Below are 15145 nucleotides of genomic sequence, written 5' to 3' on the forward strand. Positions count from 1 at the left end.
GGCTACCATCGCCGGGTGAACGAGGCAGCCGGCGGCAGCAGGGGCGACCAGGGCGATGCGGGTGGGCAGGTCGACCCGAGCGGCCGGGGTGACGAGCGGCGCGGCACGTTGTCGGTGGTGCCGACGCCGATCGGCAACCCGCGCGACATCACGCTGCGGGCGTTGGACGTGCTGCGTACCGCCGGGTTGGTCGCCGCCGAGGACACCCGGCGGGCCAGGCGGCTGCTCGACGCGCACGACATCGACGTCCGTATCGTCAGCTGTTACGACCACAACGAGCAGGCCCGTACCGCCGAGTTGATCTCCGTGCTGAACGCCGGCACCGACGTCGCGTTGATCTCCGACGCCGGTACGCCGTTGGTCAACGACCCTGGCTACCTGGTGGTCGGGGCGGCGCTGGCCGACGGGCTGCGGGTCGACCCGCTGCCCGGGGCGAGCGCCGCGCTGAGCGCGCTGGTCGGCTCCGGGCTGCCGGCCAACCGATTCCTGTACGTCGGTTTCCTGCCCCGCAAGTCGGCGGCGCGGCGCACCGCGTTGACCGAGCTCGCCCCGTTGTCCGCCACGTTGATCTTCTTCGAGGCGCCGCACCGGGTGGTGGAGATGCTCGCCGACGTACGCGAGGTGCTCGGCGACCGGTCGGCGGCGCTGGTGCGCAACCTGACCAAGTCACACGAGGAGTGGCTGCGCGGCCCGCTGTCCCGGGTGCACGCCGACCTGGCCGCCCGCGACGAGGTCAGGGGCGAGATCACCGTGGTGGTGGAGGGCGTCCGGCGGGGTGAGTCGAGCAACGGCGGCGGCGTCGGGGCCGGCGGCCTCGACCCGGACCGGGTGATCGAGTTGTTGCTCGGTGCCGGGTTGGACACCCGGACGGTACGGTCGTTGGCCGGCCAGTTGACCGGGCTGGCCCGCAACGAGGTCTACGACCGGGTGTCGGCGCTGCGCCCGCGCTGAAGGCCGCCTGCATAGATCTATTGACATGCTCGAAACACGCTGAGAATATTCGAGTACTGCGGGTGGGAGCGCTCCCATCCGCTGCTTTCGATGCATGACCGCTGACGCGGCGCGCCGGGCAGAGCCTCGCCCGCGCCGCACGACCATCGGAAGGACCCGGCGTGTCGATATTCTCCCGGCGGCGGACCGTTCCGCTCGCCGTCACCGCGGTGGCGGCGCTGACCGCCACCGCACTCACCGCCGCTGCTCCTGCGCACGCGCAGGACGAGGCACCCGAACAGATCGTCAACGGCACCTTCGACGACGGCCACGCCCCCTGGTGGGGCACCGCCAACATCACCCTCGACTCCAGCAGCCAGCAGCTCTGCGCCGACATCCCCGGTGGCACCGTCAACCCGTGGGACGTCATCATCGGCCAGGACGACGTCCCGCTGGTCGCCGGTGAGACGTACGAATACAAGTTCTTCGCCACCGCCACCCCCAACAAGGTGATCCGGGCGCTGATCCAACTGCCGGTCGACCCGTGGACCCAGTTCATGGCGGCCAACCCCGAGGTCAGCGTCTCCGGCAACAACTACACGTACACCTTCACCGCCCCGACCGACCTGCCCAACGCCCAGGTCGCCTTCCAGGTCGGCGGCAGCGCCGACCCGTGGCGGCTGTGCCTCGACGACGTGTCGCTGCGCGGCGGCGCCGAACCGGAGGAGTACGTGCCGGACACCGGACCCCGGGTGCGGGTCAACCAGGTCGGCTACCTGCCGAAGGGGCCGAAGAACGCCACCCTGGTCACCGACGCCACCGACCCGCTGCCGTGGAAACTGTACGACTCAGGCGGCAAGGTCGTCGTCAACGGCAAGACCAAGCCGCGTGGGCTGGACCAATCCTCCGGGCAGAATGTCCACTCGATCACGTTCAGCCGCTTCGTCCGGCCCGGCACCGGTTACACCCTGGTCGCCGACGGCGAAACCAGCTTCCCGTTCGAGATCGGCACCAGCTTCTACACGCAGCTGCGCGCCGATGCGCTGAAGTTCTACTACACCCAGCGCAGCGGCATCGAGATCTCCGACGAGCTGCGGCCCGGCTACGGCCGCCCGGCCGGGCACGTCGGCGTCGCGCCCAACCAGGGCGACCTGGAGGTGCCGTGCCAGCCCGGCGTCTGTGACTACACCCTGGACGTCTCCGGCGGCTGGTACGACGCCGGCGACCACGGCAAGTACGTGGTCAACGGTGGCATCTCCGTCTACCAGCTGATGAACGAGTACGAGCGGGCCCTGCGGGTGCACCGGGGCAAGCCGTGGCTGCAGCGTGACGGCGTGCTCGACCTGCCGGAGAGCGGCAACAAGCTGCCGGACATCCTCGACGAGGTGCGCTGGCAGCAGGAGTTCCTGCTCAAGATGCAGGTCCCGGCCGGGCAGCCGCTGGCTGGCATGGCCCACCACAAGATCCACGACGCGGCGTGGACCGGCCTGCCGCTGCTGCCGCACCTCGACTCCCAGCTGCGCGAGCTGCACCCGCCGTCGACCGCCGCCACGCTCAACCTGGCGGCCACCGCCGCCCAGGCTGCGCGGGTGTTCAAGCCGTACGACGAGGCCTTCGCCGACCGCAACCTGGACGCGGCCCGCACCGCGTGGGCGGCGGCCAAGGCCAACCCGCAGATGTACGCCGACCCGGCCGACGCCATCGGCGGCGGCCCCTACGACGACACCGACGTCACCGACGAGTTCTACTGGGCGGCGGCCGAGCTGTACCTGACCACCGGGGAGCGCGAGTTCCGCGACTTCGTGCTCGCCTCGCCGCACCACACCGGTGACATCTTCAAGGAGGGCGCCTTCGGCTGGCAGTGGACCGCTCCGCTGGGCCGGATGGCGCTGGCCACGACGCCGAACAGCCTGCCGGGCTGGTGGCAGGTGCGGGCATCGGTGATCGATGCGGCGGACCGCTACCTGGCCACGCTCGATGCCCACCCGTACGGTATCCCGTACGCCCCGGTCGGCAACCTCTACGACTGGGGTTCGAACAGCGTCATCGTCAACAACGCGATCGTGATCGCCACCGCGTACGACCTGACCGGTAAGGAGAAGTACCGCGACGGGGTGCTGCAGACGATGGACTACATCTTCGGCCGCAACGCGCTGAACATCTCCTACGTCACCGGCTACGGCACGGTCTCGTCGCAGAACCAGCACTCCCGCTGGTACGCCCGCCAGCTCAACCCCGAGCTGCCGAACCCGCCGCGCGGCACGCTCGCCGGCGGTCCGAACTCGTCGATCCAGGACCCGGTGGCGCAGCGGCTGCTGACCGGCTGCGCGCCGCAGTTCTGCTACGTCGACGACATCGAGTCCTGGGCCACCAACGAGCTGACCATCAACTGGAACGCCCCGCTGTCCTGGATCGCGGCCTTCATCGCCGACCAGGGCCGCGGCTGAATCCACCGCCCCTGCGCCGCCCGGCGGCGCAGGGGCGTGGCGGTCAGAACGTGTAGGTCCGGGCGACGGTCACCAGTTCGCTGGTGTGTGAACCGGCCACCCCGACCCCGGTCGGCCGGGGGGTGAAGCCGGGCAGGTCCGCCAGGCCGTCGCTGCCGTCGGCCACCCGCACCCGGACCGGGCCGGTGGCGGCGTTCGCGCCGTCGCCGGCCCGCAGCACCAGCACGACCTCCAGCCCTTGCGGCGGCGGGGCGTGGAACACCGTCCCGAAGCTCCAGCCGTCACCGGACGAGGTGCCGGTCGGCTCGACCGGCACCTCCCGGCCGGCGACCGTCGCCGACACCACCTCGGGCCCGCCGGCCGCCACGTGCAGCCCCACCAGCCGGACCGGCCGCTGCTGCAGCAGGCGCAACCGCAGGGTACGCAGCCCGTCGGCGGCCACCCCGCTGTCGTCGAGCAGGTCCAGCGCCGGCGCCGGCAGGTCCGCCGCCTCGGCCGGCCCGGTACGCAGCGGATGGTCGCCGATCAGCGGAAACTCGTCCGCCACCGAGGCGGCCTGGTCGACGTACCCGGCGGTCCACGGCTGCGGCCGGGTCTCCCAGCTCAACCAGCGGGCCTCGCCGGTGTCGGTGTCCAGCGCGTACATCAGCTGGGTGGGTACCGGATGGTCGGCGTCGAACCGGTCCACTACGAAGCCGACCACGGCGAGCACCAGCGCGGCGAGCCCGGCGGCGACCGCTGGCACCGGCCCGGCCCGGCGGGCCCGGACCGCGGCGACGCCGCGCTGCCCGCCGGCCTGCGGCAGCAGCAGGTCCAGCACCGGCAGCGCAGCCAACGCCAGCAGCGTCGCGACGAACGCGGCGGCTGCGGCCAGACCCATGCCCAGCGCCGGGAAGAGCAGTACCACCGTCGGTGCCAGCAACAGCACGCCGACCGTCGCCCCGGCGGCCAGCGCCACCACCGGCCACGGACCGGTTGTCCGCAGCGACAGCGCGACCAGGCAACCGGCCGTGCCGGCCAGGGCCGGCAGCGTCGCCAGGTACGACCCGCCGGGGGCGAGGGCGGCGAGCAGCAGACCGATCAGCGCAAGCCAGGCCAGCCCGCCGACGGCCAGCGCCGCCGGGCCGACCCGCCGCCGTAGCAACGCGTACCAGGTGAAAACCACGGCCGTGGTCAGCGCCAGCACCGCCAGCCGGTACGGCACCGGCCGGTACGGGTCGAGCAGGTCGGCGTACTCCGGCCGGAGCCGGACCACGACGGTCCACAGCAGTTGCGCGGTGGCCGGCGCGGCGACCAGCGGGATCGCCGCCAGGCCGAACCCGGCGGCCAGTCGCGGCCAGTCGGCCCGGCCACGTCGCCGGGTCGCCCACGCCAGTACGCCGACCGCGACGGCGGCCAGCACCGCCAACGGCCAGGTCAGTGTGCCGGGGTAGCGGGCCAGCCCGAGCGGGGTGGGAAAGTAGGTGGCGTCGGAGTCGGCGGCCAGCGCCGGGATGTCCGCCGCGCCGAACCCGCGGGCCAGGCCGAGGGTGTTGTCGCCGTGGTGCTGCAGGCTGGCCCGGTCCATCGACGCGGGGGTGTCCTGCGGGGTGTGGTAGATGGCCGAGCCGTCGATGTACGCCGAGTTCAGCCCGGCGAAACCGGCGTCCAGGAACGGGGTGAAGTCGGTGTCGTTGGGCAGCAGCCGGTAGACCTCGACGGCGAACGACGTGCCGATCGGGTGCGGGGCGGCGCGGCCGAACACGTCGACCAGGGCGGCGTTGTCGCGGGACGTCTCGAAGGTGACCACCGGCCCGCCGCTGCCCCGCGCCTCCAGGTTGAGCACCACGGTGTCGTCGGCGTCGGCCAGCGGATGCCCGGCGACGAACGCCGCCGCCCCGCACAGGCACGCCTCCTCGGCGTCGGTGAACAGCAGCACGACGTCGTTGCGCGGCCGGTCACCTTCGATGATGGCACGGGCCACCTCCAGCAGGGTGCCGACGCCGGCGCCGTCGTCGTTTGCACCCGGACTGACCTGGACTGAGTCGTAGTGGGTGACCAGCACGATCCGTCCGGTCGGGTCGGTTCCCTTGATCTGGGCGACCACGTTGCGTACCCGGGCCAGGGTGGCGCCACTGGCCGCGCCGCTGAGCTGACCGGCCTCGCCGCCGACCGCGTCCTGGGTCTGCGGGGCCAGCCCCAGCCCGGTCAGCGTGTCGATCAGGTAGTCGCGGACGTCGTCGTTGGCGGCGCTGCCGCTCGGATGCGGCCGGCGCGCAATCCGTTCGATGTGCCGGTGCGCCCGGTCGGCGCTGAACTCGGTGGTTGGCGCGTCGACGCCGCGCGGCGCGGGTGGGCGCAGGTCGACCAGCGCGGCGGCGGCCACCAGGCCGAGGGCGGCCAGCGCGGCCAGCGCGGCGGCCGGCCGCCGGTGGGGCCGGGCGAACGCCCGGTGGGCGGCGGCGACGAGGGGTACGCCCATGGTGCTCTCCTGCGCTGCGTGGGTAAGGGTGGCTACATCCTGCCCAATCCGGGCTGGCCGGGTAACCAGGCATCGGCCGGGTGGCCTACTTTGTGCAAGTGCTTGCTGTTGTGTGCCCTGTTTGGCTGGGAGACGATCAGCGGGTCATCGAGAAGGAGCTCACCATCGACACTCACCTGGCGCGGCGGCGGACCAGCGGCAGGCCGGCATGACCGGTTCGTCACTCGTTCCGCCCCGTTCCGATCCTCGGTCCGAGCCGGGCCCGCCGGTGGCTGTCGCACCGACGGAGCGGCTGCGGGTGCTGTTGGTCGAGGACGACGAGGGCGACGCGTTCCTCGTCGGCGAGTTGCTGGCGGAGGCGCAGGCGGCGGTCGACCTGGTGGTGGCGAACAGCCTGAACCAGGCCCGGGAGCGGATCGCCGGGGTTGACTGCGTCCTGCTCGATCTGGGGCTGCCGGACGCGCAAGGGCTGGACGGTCTGCGCCGGGTGCTCGGGGTGGCCGGCCGGGCGGCGGTCTGCGTGCTCACCGGCCGGCAGGATGAGCACCTCGGCATCGGCGCGGTCGCCGAAGGCGCCCAGGACTACCTGGTCAAGGGTCAGGTCGACGGGGTACTTCTGAGCCGGGCACTGCGGTACGCCGTGGAGCGTAAGCGGGCCGACGAGAATGCCCGCCGGCTGCGTGAGGTCGAGCTGCGGCAGGCCGAGTCGGCCCGGCTGGAGCGCGGGCTGCTGCCGCAGCCGCTGATGGACACCGACGAGGTTTCGGTGCACACCTTCTACCGGCCGGGTCGGCACGCCGCGCTGATCGGCGGGGACTTCTTCGACGTGGTGCAGACCACGCCCGAGCGGATCGACCTGATCGTCGGCGACGTCTGCGGGCACGGCGCCGACGAGGCCGCGCTCGGGGTCGAGCTGCGGGTCGCCTGGCGGGCGCTGGTGCTCGCCGGGGTGGCCGACGACGCGGTGCTGCCGGCGCTGGAGCAGGTGCTGATGAGCGAACGCCGGCTGCGGGAGATCTTCGCGACGGTGGCCGCCGTCCGGCTGGACCTGGCCGCCAACCGGGCCACTGTACGGTTGGCGGGACATCCGCCGCCGCTGCTGTTCCGCCACGGTCAGGTCGCGCCGGTACCCGCCCCGGGCGGCCTGCTGCTCGGCGTCCACCCCCGCCCGCCCCGCGCCTTCGATGTGGAGTTCGACGCCGATGAGTGGTCCCTGTTGATGTACACCGACGGTCTGATCGAGGGGCGGCTCGGCGACTCCGACGAACGGCTGGACGTGGCGGGCCTGCAACGGCTGGTGGCCGAGCCGGCGGCCCGGGATGTGCCGCTGCCGGCGCTGCCCGGCTGGCTGGTCGGCCGGGCCGAGGAGAGCAACGGTGGTCCGCTCGCCGATGACGTGGCGATGCTGCTGGTCAGCCGGGGTGGTGGCCGGTGACCGCCGCTCCGCCACCGGCCGGGGTGTCCCCGGCCAGCCGGCTGACGCTACGCGCCCGGGTGACGCTGCTCTGTGTCGTGGTGGGCGGACTGCTGGCGGCCCTGGCCGGCAGCGCGGCGCTGGTCGCCCGAGCCAACCAGGACCACATCGACACCATGCTCACCAGAATCGGCCCGCTGCGGACCGACGCGGAGAGCTTGTTGACCGTGCTGGTCGACCAGGAGACCGGGGTACGTGGTTACGCGGTGTCCGGTGATCCGGCCGATCTCGCGCCGTACCGGCAGGGGGCGGTGCAGGAACGGCAGCTGATCGACCACATGCTGAGTCTGATCGCGGAGGACGATCCGCTGCGCGGCCAGATCGAGGCCATCGCCGACCAGGCACGGCAATGGCGTGACCTGGTCGCCGAGCCGGCGATCGCTGCGGTCGAGTCCGACGGGACCGACGCCGGGCAGGCGCTGCTCGGCGACGCCGCCCGGGAACGTTTCGACGAGCTACGGGCCGACGTCGACCAACTGCAGGCGGACATCCTGACGGTCCGGGAGCGGGTCGCGGCGAACGCCCGGAGTACCAGTCGGACCCTGGCCGGCTTGCTGGCCGTGGCGGCGGCGGTGGTGGTCCTGGCCGGGGTGGTCCTGCTGATGTCGCTGAACCGCCTGGTGATCGGCCCGGTCACTGGTCTCGCCGCGCAGGTGCGGCAGGTGGCCAACGGCGAGTACCACCGGGACATCGCCAACATCGGGCCACCGGAGCTGGCCGCGCTGGCCAGCGACGTGGACGGCATGCGACGCAAGATCGCCGCCGATCTGGCCGAGGTGCGGCAGGCCCGGGAGCAGGTCGAGCGGGTGAACGGCCAGCTTCAGAAGCAGGCCGAGGAGCTGGTCCGGTCCAACCGTGACCTGGAGCAGTTCGCCTATGTGGCGTCGCACGACCTACAGGAGCCGCTGCGCAAGGTGGCCAGCTTCTGCCAGTTGCTGCAGCGCCGGTACGCCGGTCAGCTGGACGCCCGCGCGGACCAGTACATCGCCTTCGCGGTCGACGGCGCGCAACGGATGCAGCGGCTGATCAACGATCTGCTGGCCTTCTCCCGGATCGGCCGGATGACCTCCGGTTTCTCCGACGTCGACCTGAACAAGGTGATGACCGAGGTGGCCGCTCAGACGGAGGCGAGTCGGGAGTACGCCGACGGCGAGCTGACCTGGTCGCAGCTGCCGGTGATTTCCGGCGAGGAGCCGCTGCTGACGAACCTGCTGGTCAACCTGGTGAGCAACGCGTTCAAGTTCCGTCAGCCGCAGGTACCGCCCCGGGTGGAGATCTCCGCCCGTGAGCTGGCCGGCGAGTGGGAAATCACCTGCCGGGACAACGGCATCGGGATCGAGCCCGAGTTCGCCGACAAGATCTTCGTGATCTTCCAGCGGCTGCACTCCAAGGACGCCTACCCGGGCACCGGGATCGGGCTGGCGATCGGCAAGAAGATCGTCGAGTACCACGGCGGTCGAATCTGGGTGGATACCCAGGTCGACCAGGGTACGGCGATTCGTTTTACGCTTCCGGTGACCGCCCGCCCGGACCCGGTGTCCGCCGCGTCGGCTGACGGCGGCAACGAGAAGGAGGCGAGCGTGTGATGACTGAACCGGACGGCAAGAGCCCGATAGAGGTGCTGCTGGTCGAGGACGATCCGGGTGACGTGCTGATGACCCAGGAGGCGTTCGAGGAGCACAAGGTCCGTAACCGGCTGACCGTCGTCTCGGATGGTGCCGAGGCCCTGGCCTATCTGCGCAGGGAGGGCAAGTACGCCGACGCGGTGCTGCCCGACCTGATCCTGCTCGACCTGAATCTGCCCCGACGGGACGGCCGTGAGGTCCTCGAGGAGATAAAGAAGGACGAGGAGCTGTGTCGGATCCCGGTGGTGGTGCTCACCACCTCGCAGGCCGACGAGGACATCCTGCGTTCCTACCAGTTGCACGCGAACGCGTACGTGACAAAGCCGGTGGACTTCGAGCGGTTCATCGCGGTGATTCGGCAGATCGACGAGTTCTTCGTCAGCGTGGTGAAGCTGCCCCCGCGCGGCTGACTCATGATCGACGAGGTGGGTGAGCTGCTGCGCGAAGCGGCGGCACGGGCGGTGCTGCCCTGGTTCAACCGGCTGTCCGCCGAGCACATCACCGAGAAGGCTCCAGGTGACCTGGTCACCGTGGCCGACCAGCAGGCCGAGGAGGTCATCGCGGCCGGGCTGCGTCGGCTGGTGCCGGGTTCGGTGGTGGTCGGTGAGGAGGCGGTCGCCGTCGATCCGCGGCTGCTGCGTCGGCTGGGCGACGCCGACCGGGTCTGGCTGGTCGACCCGATCGACGGTACGGCGAACTACGCGGCCGGCCGTCGGCCGTTCGTGATGATGGTGGCTCTGCTCGCCGGGGGTGAGCCGGTGGCGAGCTGGATTCTCGATCCGGTGGCCGGGTCGCTGGTGTCCGCCGAGCGCGGGTCCGGTTGCTGGTTGGACGGGGTGCGGCTGGCACCGCCGTCGACCACACCACCGGTGGGTCGGCTGCGTGGGGCGGTGCCGCTGGAGTATCTGCCGGTGCCGGTGCGGGCCGCTGTCGAGGCCGGCGGTGTCCGGGTGGGTGCGGTGCTGCCGGGGCAGCGCTGCGCCGGTCGGGAGCACTGGGACATCGCCGCCGGGGAGCAGGACTTCGCGGTGTTCTGGCGGACCCTGCCGTGGGACCACGTGCCGGGCACGTTGCTGGTGCGGGAGACCGGTGGGGTGGCGATGCGGCTGGATGGCAGCCCGTACGACTTCACCGACGATCGGGCGGGGCTGCTGGTGGCCCGGACCGACGCGGCCTGGCAGGAGGTACGGGTGGCGCTGCTGCCGGGCGGGTGATCAGCCGCCGCCGGTAGGGTGCTCCGGGGCGGTCGGCTGGTCCGGGTCAGCCGGCTGCCAGTCGACGGCGAGGCTCTCCCGGGCGCCGGCGCGTTCCAGATGCTCGCCGACGAGGTACTCCACTCGGGCGAGCCCGATGTCGTCGTCGCTGTCGGCGTGCAGCCGGAGGTTCTCGTCGGCGGCGTCGAGCCGGCAGGTGCCGAAGCCGAAGTCGATCAGCCCCTGGTCGGCGGTCCGTTTGACGGGTACGGCGGTGGCGAAGTGTTCGCACAGGTGTGCCAGGTGATGCCGCGACCGTGGGGTCCGGACGTGAGCCTCGGAACGTGGCACCGGAATCCTCACTGGAGATTTTGGATAAGGTTAGGCTAGCTTAATGAACCGGCGACCTTCGGCATTGCCGGGATGACTGTGCGACACGCCGGCTGTCACGATCTGTAAATCGTGTTGATTCTGCGTGATGGGTTCATTGCTGCAGGTAATAGTTGGGACTCGACTGCGCGCCATCTGCATAGTGTGGTAATGCGCTCGACGCGCCGGTGTTCCAGTGGCGACGGTGAAATCCGGTAAGCTGTGCCCGGTTTACGGACCACGACCCGACAAAGTGATCCAGGAGGACGCGACTGTGGTCGGCACGACGATATTCCGGCGGCGCTGCGGTGTGGCGGCGTCACTCGTTGCGCTGGTCACCGCGATCGCGCTGGTGATCGGCGCGCCGGTCGCCTCGGCTGCACCCGACGCGCCGGACGAAGGCGACAACAAGAGCCTGCGCGAGGTCCTGGAGGCCGCTTCCAAGGGGCACATCGAGGCGAAGGCCAAGCTGGACAACTCCAAGAAGCGCCAGAAGGAGCTGACCGCTCAGTACGACGCCGTACAGGAGCGCCTCGTCTCGCTCACCGACGAGGTCGGGCTGATGGCGGCCGAGTCCTACCGGGTGGGGCGACTGACCTCGGTCACCATGCTGCTGAACAGCGCTTCTCCGGCCGACATGCTGGACCGCGCCGCCGGGCTGGAGGTGATGGCCCAGCGGGAGGGCCGCAACCTGCGGGCCCTCACCGAAGCTCACGAGCAGGCCGCCCGGGCCAAGGCCGCAATCGACAACGAGGTACGGGAGCAGGAAAAGCAGGTCGCCATCATGGCCCGCAAGAAGCAGGACGCCGAGCGCGCCCTGGCGGCCGTCGGCGGCCAGTCCAGCGGCGGATTCGTCAGCACCACCTCGGCCGCCGCAAAACCCGCGCCCCGCAACTCCGACGGCTCCTGGCCCTCCGAATCCTGCAACGTCGACGACCCGACCACCTCCGGCTGCATCACCCCGCGCACCCTGCACGCCTTGAACCAGGCGAAGTCCGCCGGCTTCACCCGGTACGTCTCCTGCTTCCGCAACGGCGGCAGCGGCGAGCATCCCAAGGGCCGGGCCTGCGACTTCTCCGCCGAAGCCGGCGGATTCCAGAACCGCGCCGCCACCGGGGGCAACCGCACGTACGGCAACAACCTCGCCAGCTACTACATCAACAACGCCGACCGGCTCGGTGTGCTCTACGTCATCTGGTACCGGCAGATCTGGATGCCCGGCACCGGTTGGCGGTCCTACAACGGCGGCGGCAGCCCGGCCGGCGACCACACCAACCACGTGCATCTGTCGATGCTCTGACCCAACCAGGCGCATCTGTCGATGCTTCGAACCACCATCCCTGCATCCCGCTCGACCGCCCGTCGGACGGCAGGCGGGATGCGTACCATCACAGCGATGGACTCGCCACCACCGGACACGCCGCTGCGGCCCGGCCTGGCCGCCGCGCTGGTCTTCGTCTCCAGCGGCGCCGTCCTGGTGCTGGAGATCGTCGCGCTGCGGCTGGTCGGGCCGTACATCGGGGTGACCCTGCAGACCAACAGCGCGGTGATCGGCGTCGCGCTGGCCGCGATCGCCTACGGCACCTGGATCGGTGGCCGGATCGCCGACCGGCGCGACCCCCGCCCGCTGCTGCCGGCCGCGCTGGCCCTCGCCGGGATCACCACCGCGATCACCCTTCCGCTGGTGCGCTACGCCGGTGAGCTGCTGCGCGGCAGCGCCGTGGTGGGCATCCTGCTGCTCACCATGGTGGCCATCGTGCTGCCGGCCGCGCTGCTGTCGGCGGTCACCCCACTGGTGATCAAACTGCAGCTCGGCGATCTGAGCCGCACCGGCGAGGTGGTCGGCAAGCTGTCCAGCATCGGTACGCTCGGCGCGATCACCGCCACCCTCGGCACCGGCTTCTTCCTGGTCGCCACGCTACCCAGCAGCGTGATCATGATGACGCTGGCGCTGCTGCTCGGCGGCAGCGGTATCGCCCTCGGGGTGTATCTGCACCGCACCCGGCCACCCACCGACGCCACCGCCACCGGCGGTGGCGCCGACGGCGGCGCAGCGCCCGGTGGCCGGACCGGCACCGCCACGCGGTCCGCCGTCGCCGTGATCGGGCTGCTCGCCGTCGGCCTCGCCGTTGCCGCACCCGACCCGTGCGATGTGGAGACCGAGTACCACTGCGCCACCGTGCAGGCCGATCCGGACCGCGGCTCCGGCCGGCTGCTGCTGCTCAACTCGGCCCGCCACTCGTACGTGGACCTCGACGACCCCACCCACCTGGAGTTCGCCTACACCAAGTGGATCGGTGCCGCCCTCGACGTGACCGCCCCACCCGGGGAACCGCTCGACGCGCTGCACCTCGGCGGCGGCGGCTTCACCATGCCCCGGTACCTCAGCGCCACCCGGCCGGGCACCCGCAACACCGTCTACGAGATCGACGGTGGACTGGTCGACCTGGGCGTGCGGGAGCTCGACGTACAGCCGGGTCCCAACCTGGCCGTGGTGGTCGGCGACGCCCGGATCCTGGTCACCGACCTGCCCACGGACAGCGCCGACGTGGTCGTCGGGGACGCGTTCGGGCACCTGGTCGTGCCCTGGCACCTGGCCACCCGGGAGATGGCCGCCGAGATCCGTCGGGTGACCCGACCGGACGGCATCTACCTGCAGAACGTGATCGACTACCCGCCGCTGCGGTTCATCCAGGCCGAGGTGGCCACCGTCGCGGCCGAGTTCCCCGAGGTGGCGCTGATCACCCGGCCGGGGGCGTCGACCCGGCTCAGCGGGAGCAACTTCGTCATCCTCGCCGCCGACCGGCCACTGCCGTTGGACGAGGTACGGGCCCGGTTGACGGCTTCGGCCGGCGCCGAGTTCGATCTGCTCGCCGGGGACGAGCTGACCGATTTCGTGGCCGGTGCGCAGCCGCTCACCGACGACTATGCCCCGGTCGACCAGCTGCTCGTCGCCCCCTGACGCGTTTCCGCAGGTGTAGCTCGGGCCAGATCGGGCAACTCGGGAGTCATGGGTGGGGTGGCGAACGACTGCGGGCAACTGCTCGGTGACCGGTACCGGCTGATCGAACGGCTCGGCACCGGCGGGACGTCGGTGGTCTGGCGTGGCTACGACGAGATCCTCGACCGGCAGGTCGCGATCAAGGTCCTCGCCCCGCAGTACGCCCCGGACCAGGTGTTCCGCCACCGGATCCGGGTGGAGGCGCAGGCCGCCGCCCGACTGTGCCACCCACACATCACCAACGTCTACGACTACGGCGAAGCCGTCCGGGACGAAGCCACCCTGCCGTACGTGGTGATGGAACTGGTCGACGGTGAGTCGCTGGCCACCCGGCTGCGCCGGGAACACATCCTGTCCTGGCGGGACGCGGTGGTGGCCTGCGCCGAGGTCGCCTCGGCGCTGGCCGCCGCGCACGCCACCGGCGTCGTCCACCGCGACGTCACCCCGGCCAACGTCATGCTGACCAGCACCGGAGCAAAGGTCGTCGACTTCGGCATCTCCGCGTTGGCCGGCGAGAGCGACGTCGGCCCGGACGGCAACCTGCTCGGCACCCCGGCATACCTGGCGCCGGAGCGCCTCAACGGCAACCAGGTCTCCCCGGCCACCGACGTGTACGCCGTCGGCCTGCTGCTCTACCGCTCACTCACCGGCCGGCTGCCCTGGCAGGCCGCGAGCGTCACCCAGATGCTGCGGGCACACCTGCACACCGTGCCCGACCCGATGCCGCCGGTCGCCGGACTGCCGGCGGAGGTGGTCGACCTCACCCTGCGGTGCCTGGCCAAATGCCCGGCGGACCGGCCGACCAGCGAGGAGGTGGCGAAGACGTTGGCGGCAGCCGTCGGGGTCGCCGCCGGGCTGTCGCCGTCGATGGTGTCGCCGCTGCCGAACCGGCCGGGCTCCGCCACCGACGACGGCACCGACGACGGCCCGCCACCCGTCGGCGTTGACGTCACCTGCGGGCTGGAGGTCACCGGGCTGGACCTGCCGGTCGCGACCGGCACGGGCCGGCGGCGCCGGCTACGGACCTCGTGGGTGCAGCGCCGGGCGGAAGCCGTGGTGATCGGGGTCGGCCTGATGATGCTCAGCGCCCTGGTCTGGGCCGGAGCCGGTGCCACGCCGGCCACCGACCGGTTCCGTGAGGCGGTGGCCGCGCCGCCGGACTTCGGGCTCGCCGCCCAGTCCTCGGCGCCCTGCCGGGTCGAATACACGGTGCGCGGCGACTCCGGACGGGAGTTCGTCGCTGCGGCCACCGTCACCAACACCGGGTCCGCCGAGCTGACCGACTGGTCGCTGCGCTTCGCCTTCCCCGGCACCCAACGGCTCACCGCGGTGCGGGGCGGGCAGTGGGAACAGCAGGGCGGCGACGTACGGCTGCGGCCCGCGGCCGACGCCACCACCCTGGCCCCGGGGGCGACCGCACAGCTCCAGCTGGCGGGTGACTACGACGGGGTCAACACGCTGCCGCTGGAGTTCCACCTCGACGAGCTGATCTGCGACGTGTCCGTCGCGGCGGTCGCCGGACAGGCGGCGGGCGCGACGACCGAACTGTTGGAAACGGCGACCGGGCAGCCCGCCACCGACCCGTCCCCGGCCCGGTCGGCCACCGGTGGGCGGTAGGGCTCGGGTGACCGGGGTACTGGTTCAG

At 71.6% G+C, this 15145-nt stretch carries 11 protein-coding genes; 9 read left to right on the forward strand and 2 right to left on the reverse strand.

The annotated features are described in order from the left end of the window. Positions 1 to 15 precede the first annotated feature (15 nt). Positions 16 to 951: a 16S rRNA (cytidine(1402)-2'-O)-methyltransferase gene (gene rsmI, locus O7621_RS08115; RefSeq protein ID WP_282233450.1), complete on the forward strand. Its 936-nt coding sequence runs from the start codon at positions 16 to 18 to the stop codon at positions 949 to 951. A gap of 218 nt (positions 952 to 1169) precedes the next feature. Beyond that, positions 1170 to 3377, forward strand: a complete 2208-nt coding sequence (locus O7621_RS08120) for a glycoside hydrolase family 9 protein (protein WP_282234493.1) — start codon at positions 1170 to 1172, stop codon at positions 3375 to 3377. A 43-nt stretch (positions 3378 to 3420) separates the two neighbouring features. Here the strand turns inward: O7621_RS08120 and O7621_RS08125 are convergent, their stop codons facing one another. Further along, positions 3421 to 5838 carry a M28 family peptidase gene (locus tag O7621_RS08125; RefSeq protein WP_282233451.1) on the reverse strand — a complete coding sequence of 806 codons (2418 nt, stop codon included), beginning with the start codon at positions 5836 to 5838 and terminating at the stop codon, positions 3421 to 3423. Positions 5839 to 6106: 268 nt separating this feature from the next. Here O7621_RS08125 and O7621_RS08130 point away from each other — a divergent pair, with 268 nt between their 5' ends. From O7621_RS08130 to O7621_RS08145, 4 genes are read left to right on the forward strand one after another with little or no spacing between them, the layout of a single operon-like run. Continuing rightward, on the forward strand, positions 6107 to 7273 hold the full coding sequence (locus O7621_RS08130) for a fused response regulator/phosphatase (protein ID WP_282233452.1): 1167 nt from the start codon (positions 6107 to 6109) through the stop codon (positions 7271 to 7273). Next, the gene (locus O7621_RS08135) at positions 7270 to 8898 is read left to right on the forward strand and encodes a sensor histidine kinase (RefSeq protein ID WP_282233453.1); all 1629 of its coding nucleotides are present in this window, start codon (positions 7270 to 7272) and stop codon (positions 8896 to 8898) included. The genes O7621_RS08130 and O7621_RS08135 overlap by 4 nt, the downstream gene beginning before the upstream one ends. Beyond that, positions 8898 to 9347, forward strand: coding sequence for a response regulator (locus O7621_RS08140; RefSeq protein ID WP_282233454.1), 450 nt, complete (start codon positions 8898 to 8900; stop codon positions 9345 to 9347). Before O7621_RS08135 ends, O7621_RS08140 begins: the two co-directional genes overlap by 1 nt. A 3-nt stretch (positions 9348 to 9350) precedes the next feature. Continuing rightward, positions 9351 to 10151, forward strand: a complete 801-nt coding sequence (locus O7621_RS08145) for an inositol monophosphatase family protein (protein ID WP_282233455.1) — start codon at positions 9351 to 9353, stop codon at positions 10149 to 10151. On the opposite strand, the gene O7621_RS08150 is transcribed toward O7621_RS08145, so the two are convergent. Further along, entirely contained in the window at positions 10152 to 10481 is a 330-nt protein-coding gene (locus tag O7621_RS08150; protein WP_282233456.1) for a DUF2218 domain-containing protein, read from the reverse strand. Positions 10482 to 10788: 307 nt separating this feature from the next. On the opposite strand from O7621_RS08150, the gene O7621_RS08155 reads away from it, so the two are divergent. From O7621_RS08155 to O7621_RS08165, 3 genes are all read left to right on the forward strand, one after another. Then, positions 10789 to 11799, forward strand: a complete 1011-nt coding sequence (locus O7621_RS08155; RefSeq protein WP_282234494.1) for a hypothetical protein — start codon at positions 10789 to 10791, stop codon at positions 11797 to 11799. A gap of 96 nt (positions 11800 to 11895) precedes the next feature. Beyond that, positions 11896 to 13461, forward strand: coding sequence for a fused MFS/spermidine synthase (locus tag O7621_RS08160; protein WP_282233457.1), 1566 nt, complete (start codon positions 11896 to 11898; stop codon positions 13459 to 13461). 48 nt (positions 13462 to 13509) lie between these two features. Beyond that, positions 13510 to 15117 (forward strand): serine/threonine-protein kinase, encoded by a 1608-nt coding sequence (locus tag O7621_RS08165; protein ID WP_282233458.1) that lies wholly within the window; start codon positions 13510 to 13512, stop codon positions 15115 to 15117. The last annotated feature ends 28 nt before the right edge of the window (positions 15118 to 15145 follow it).

Source organism: Solwaraspora sp. WMMD937, from assembly GCF_029581175.1.
GTDB lineage: Bacteria > Actinomycetota > Actinomycetes > Mycobacteriales > Micromonosporaceae > Micromonospora_E.

Bases quoted from the DNA above. Each gene is read 5' to 3' on its own strand.
- O7621_RS08145 (WP_282233455.1), top strand. From the start codon at position 9,351: ATGATCGACGAGGTGGGTGAGCTGCTGCGCGAAGCGGCGGCACGGGCG.
- O7621_RS08160 (WP_282233457.1), top strand. From the start codon at position 11,896: ATGGACTCGCCACCACCGGACACGCCGCTGCGGCCCGGCCTGGCCGCC.
- O7621_RS08165 (WP_282233458.1), top strand. From the start codon at position 13,510: ATGGGTGGGGTGGCGAACGACTGCGGGCAACTGCTCGGTGACCGGTAC.
- O7621_RS08125 (WP_282233451.1), bottom strand. From the start codon at position 5,838: ATGGGCGTACCCCTCGTCGCCGCCGCCCACCGGGCGTTCGCCCGGCCC.
- O7621_RS08140 (WP_282233454.1), top strand. From the start codon at position 8,898: ATGACTGAACCGGACGGCAAGAGCCCGATAGAGGTGCTGCTGGTCGAG.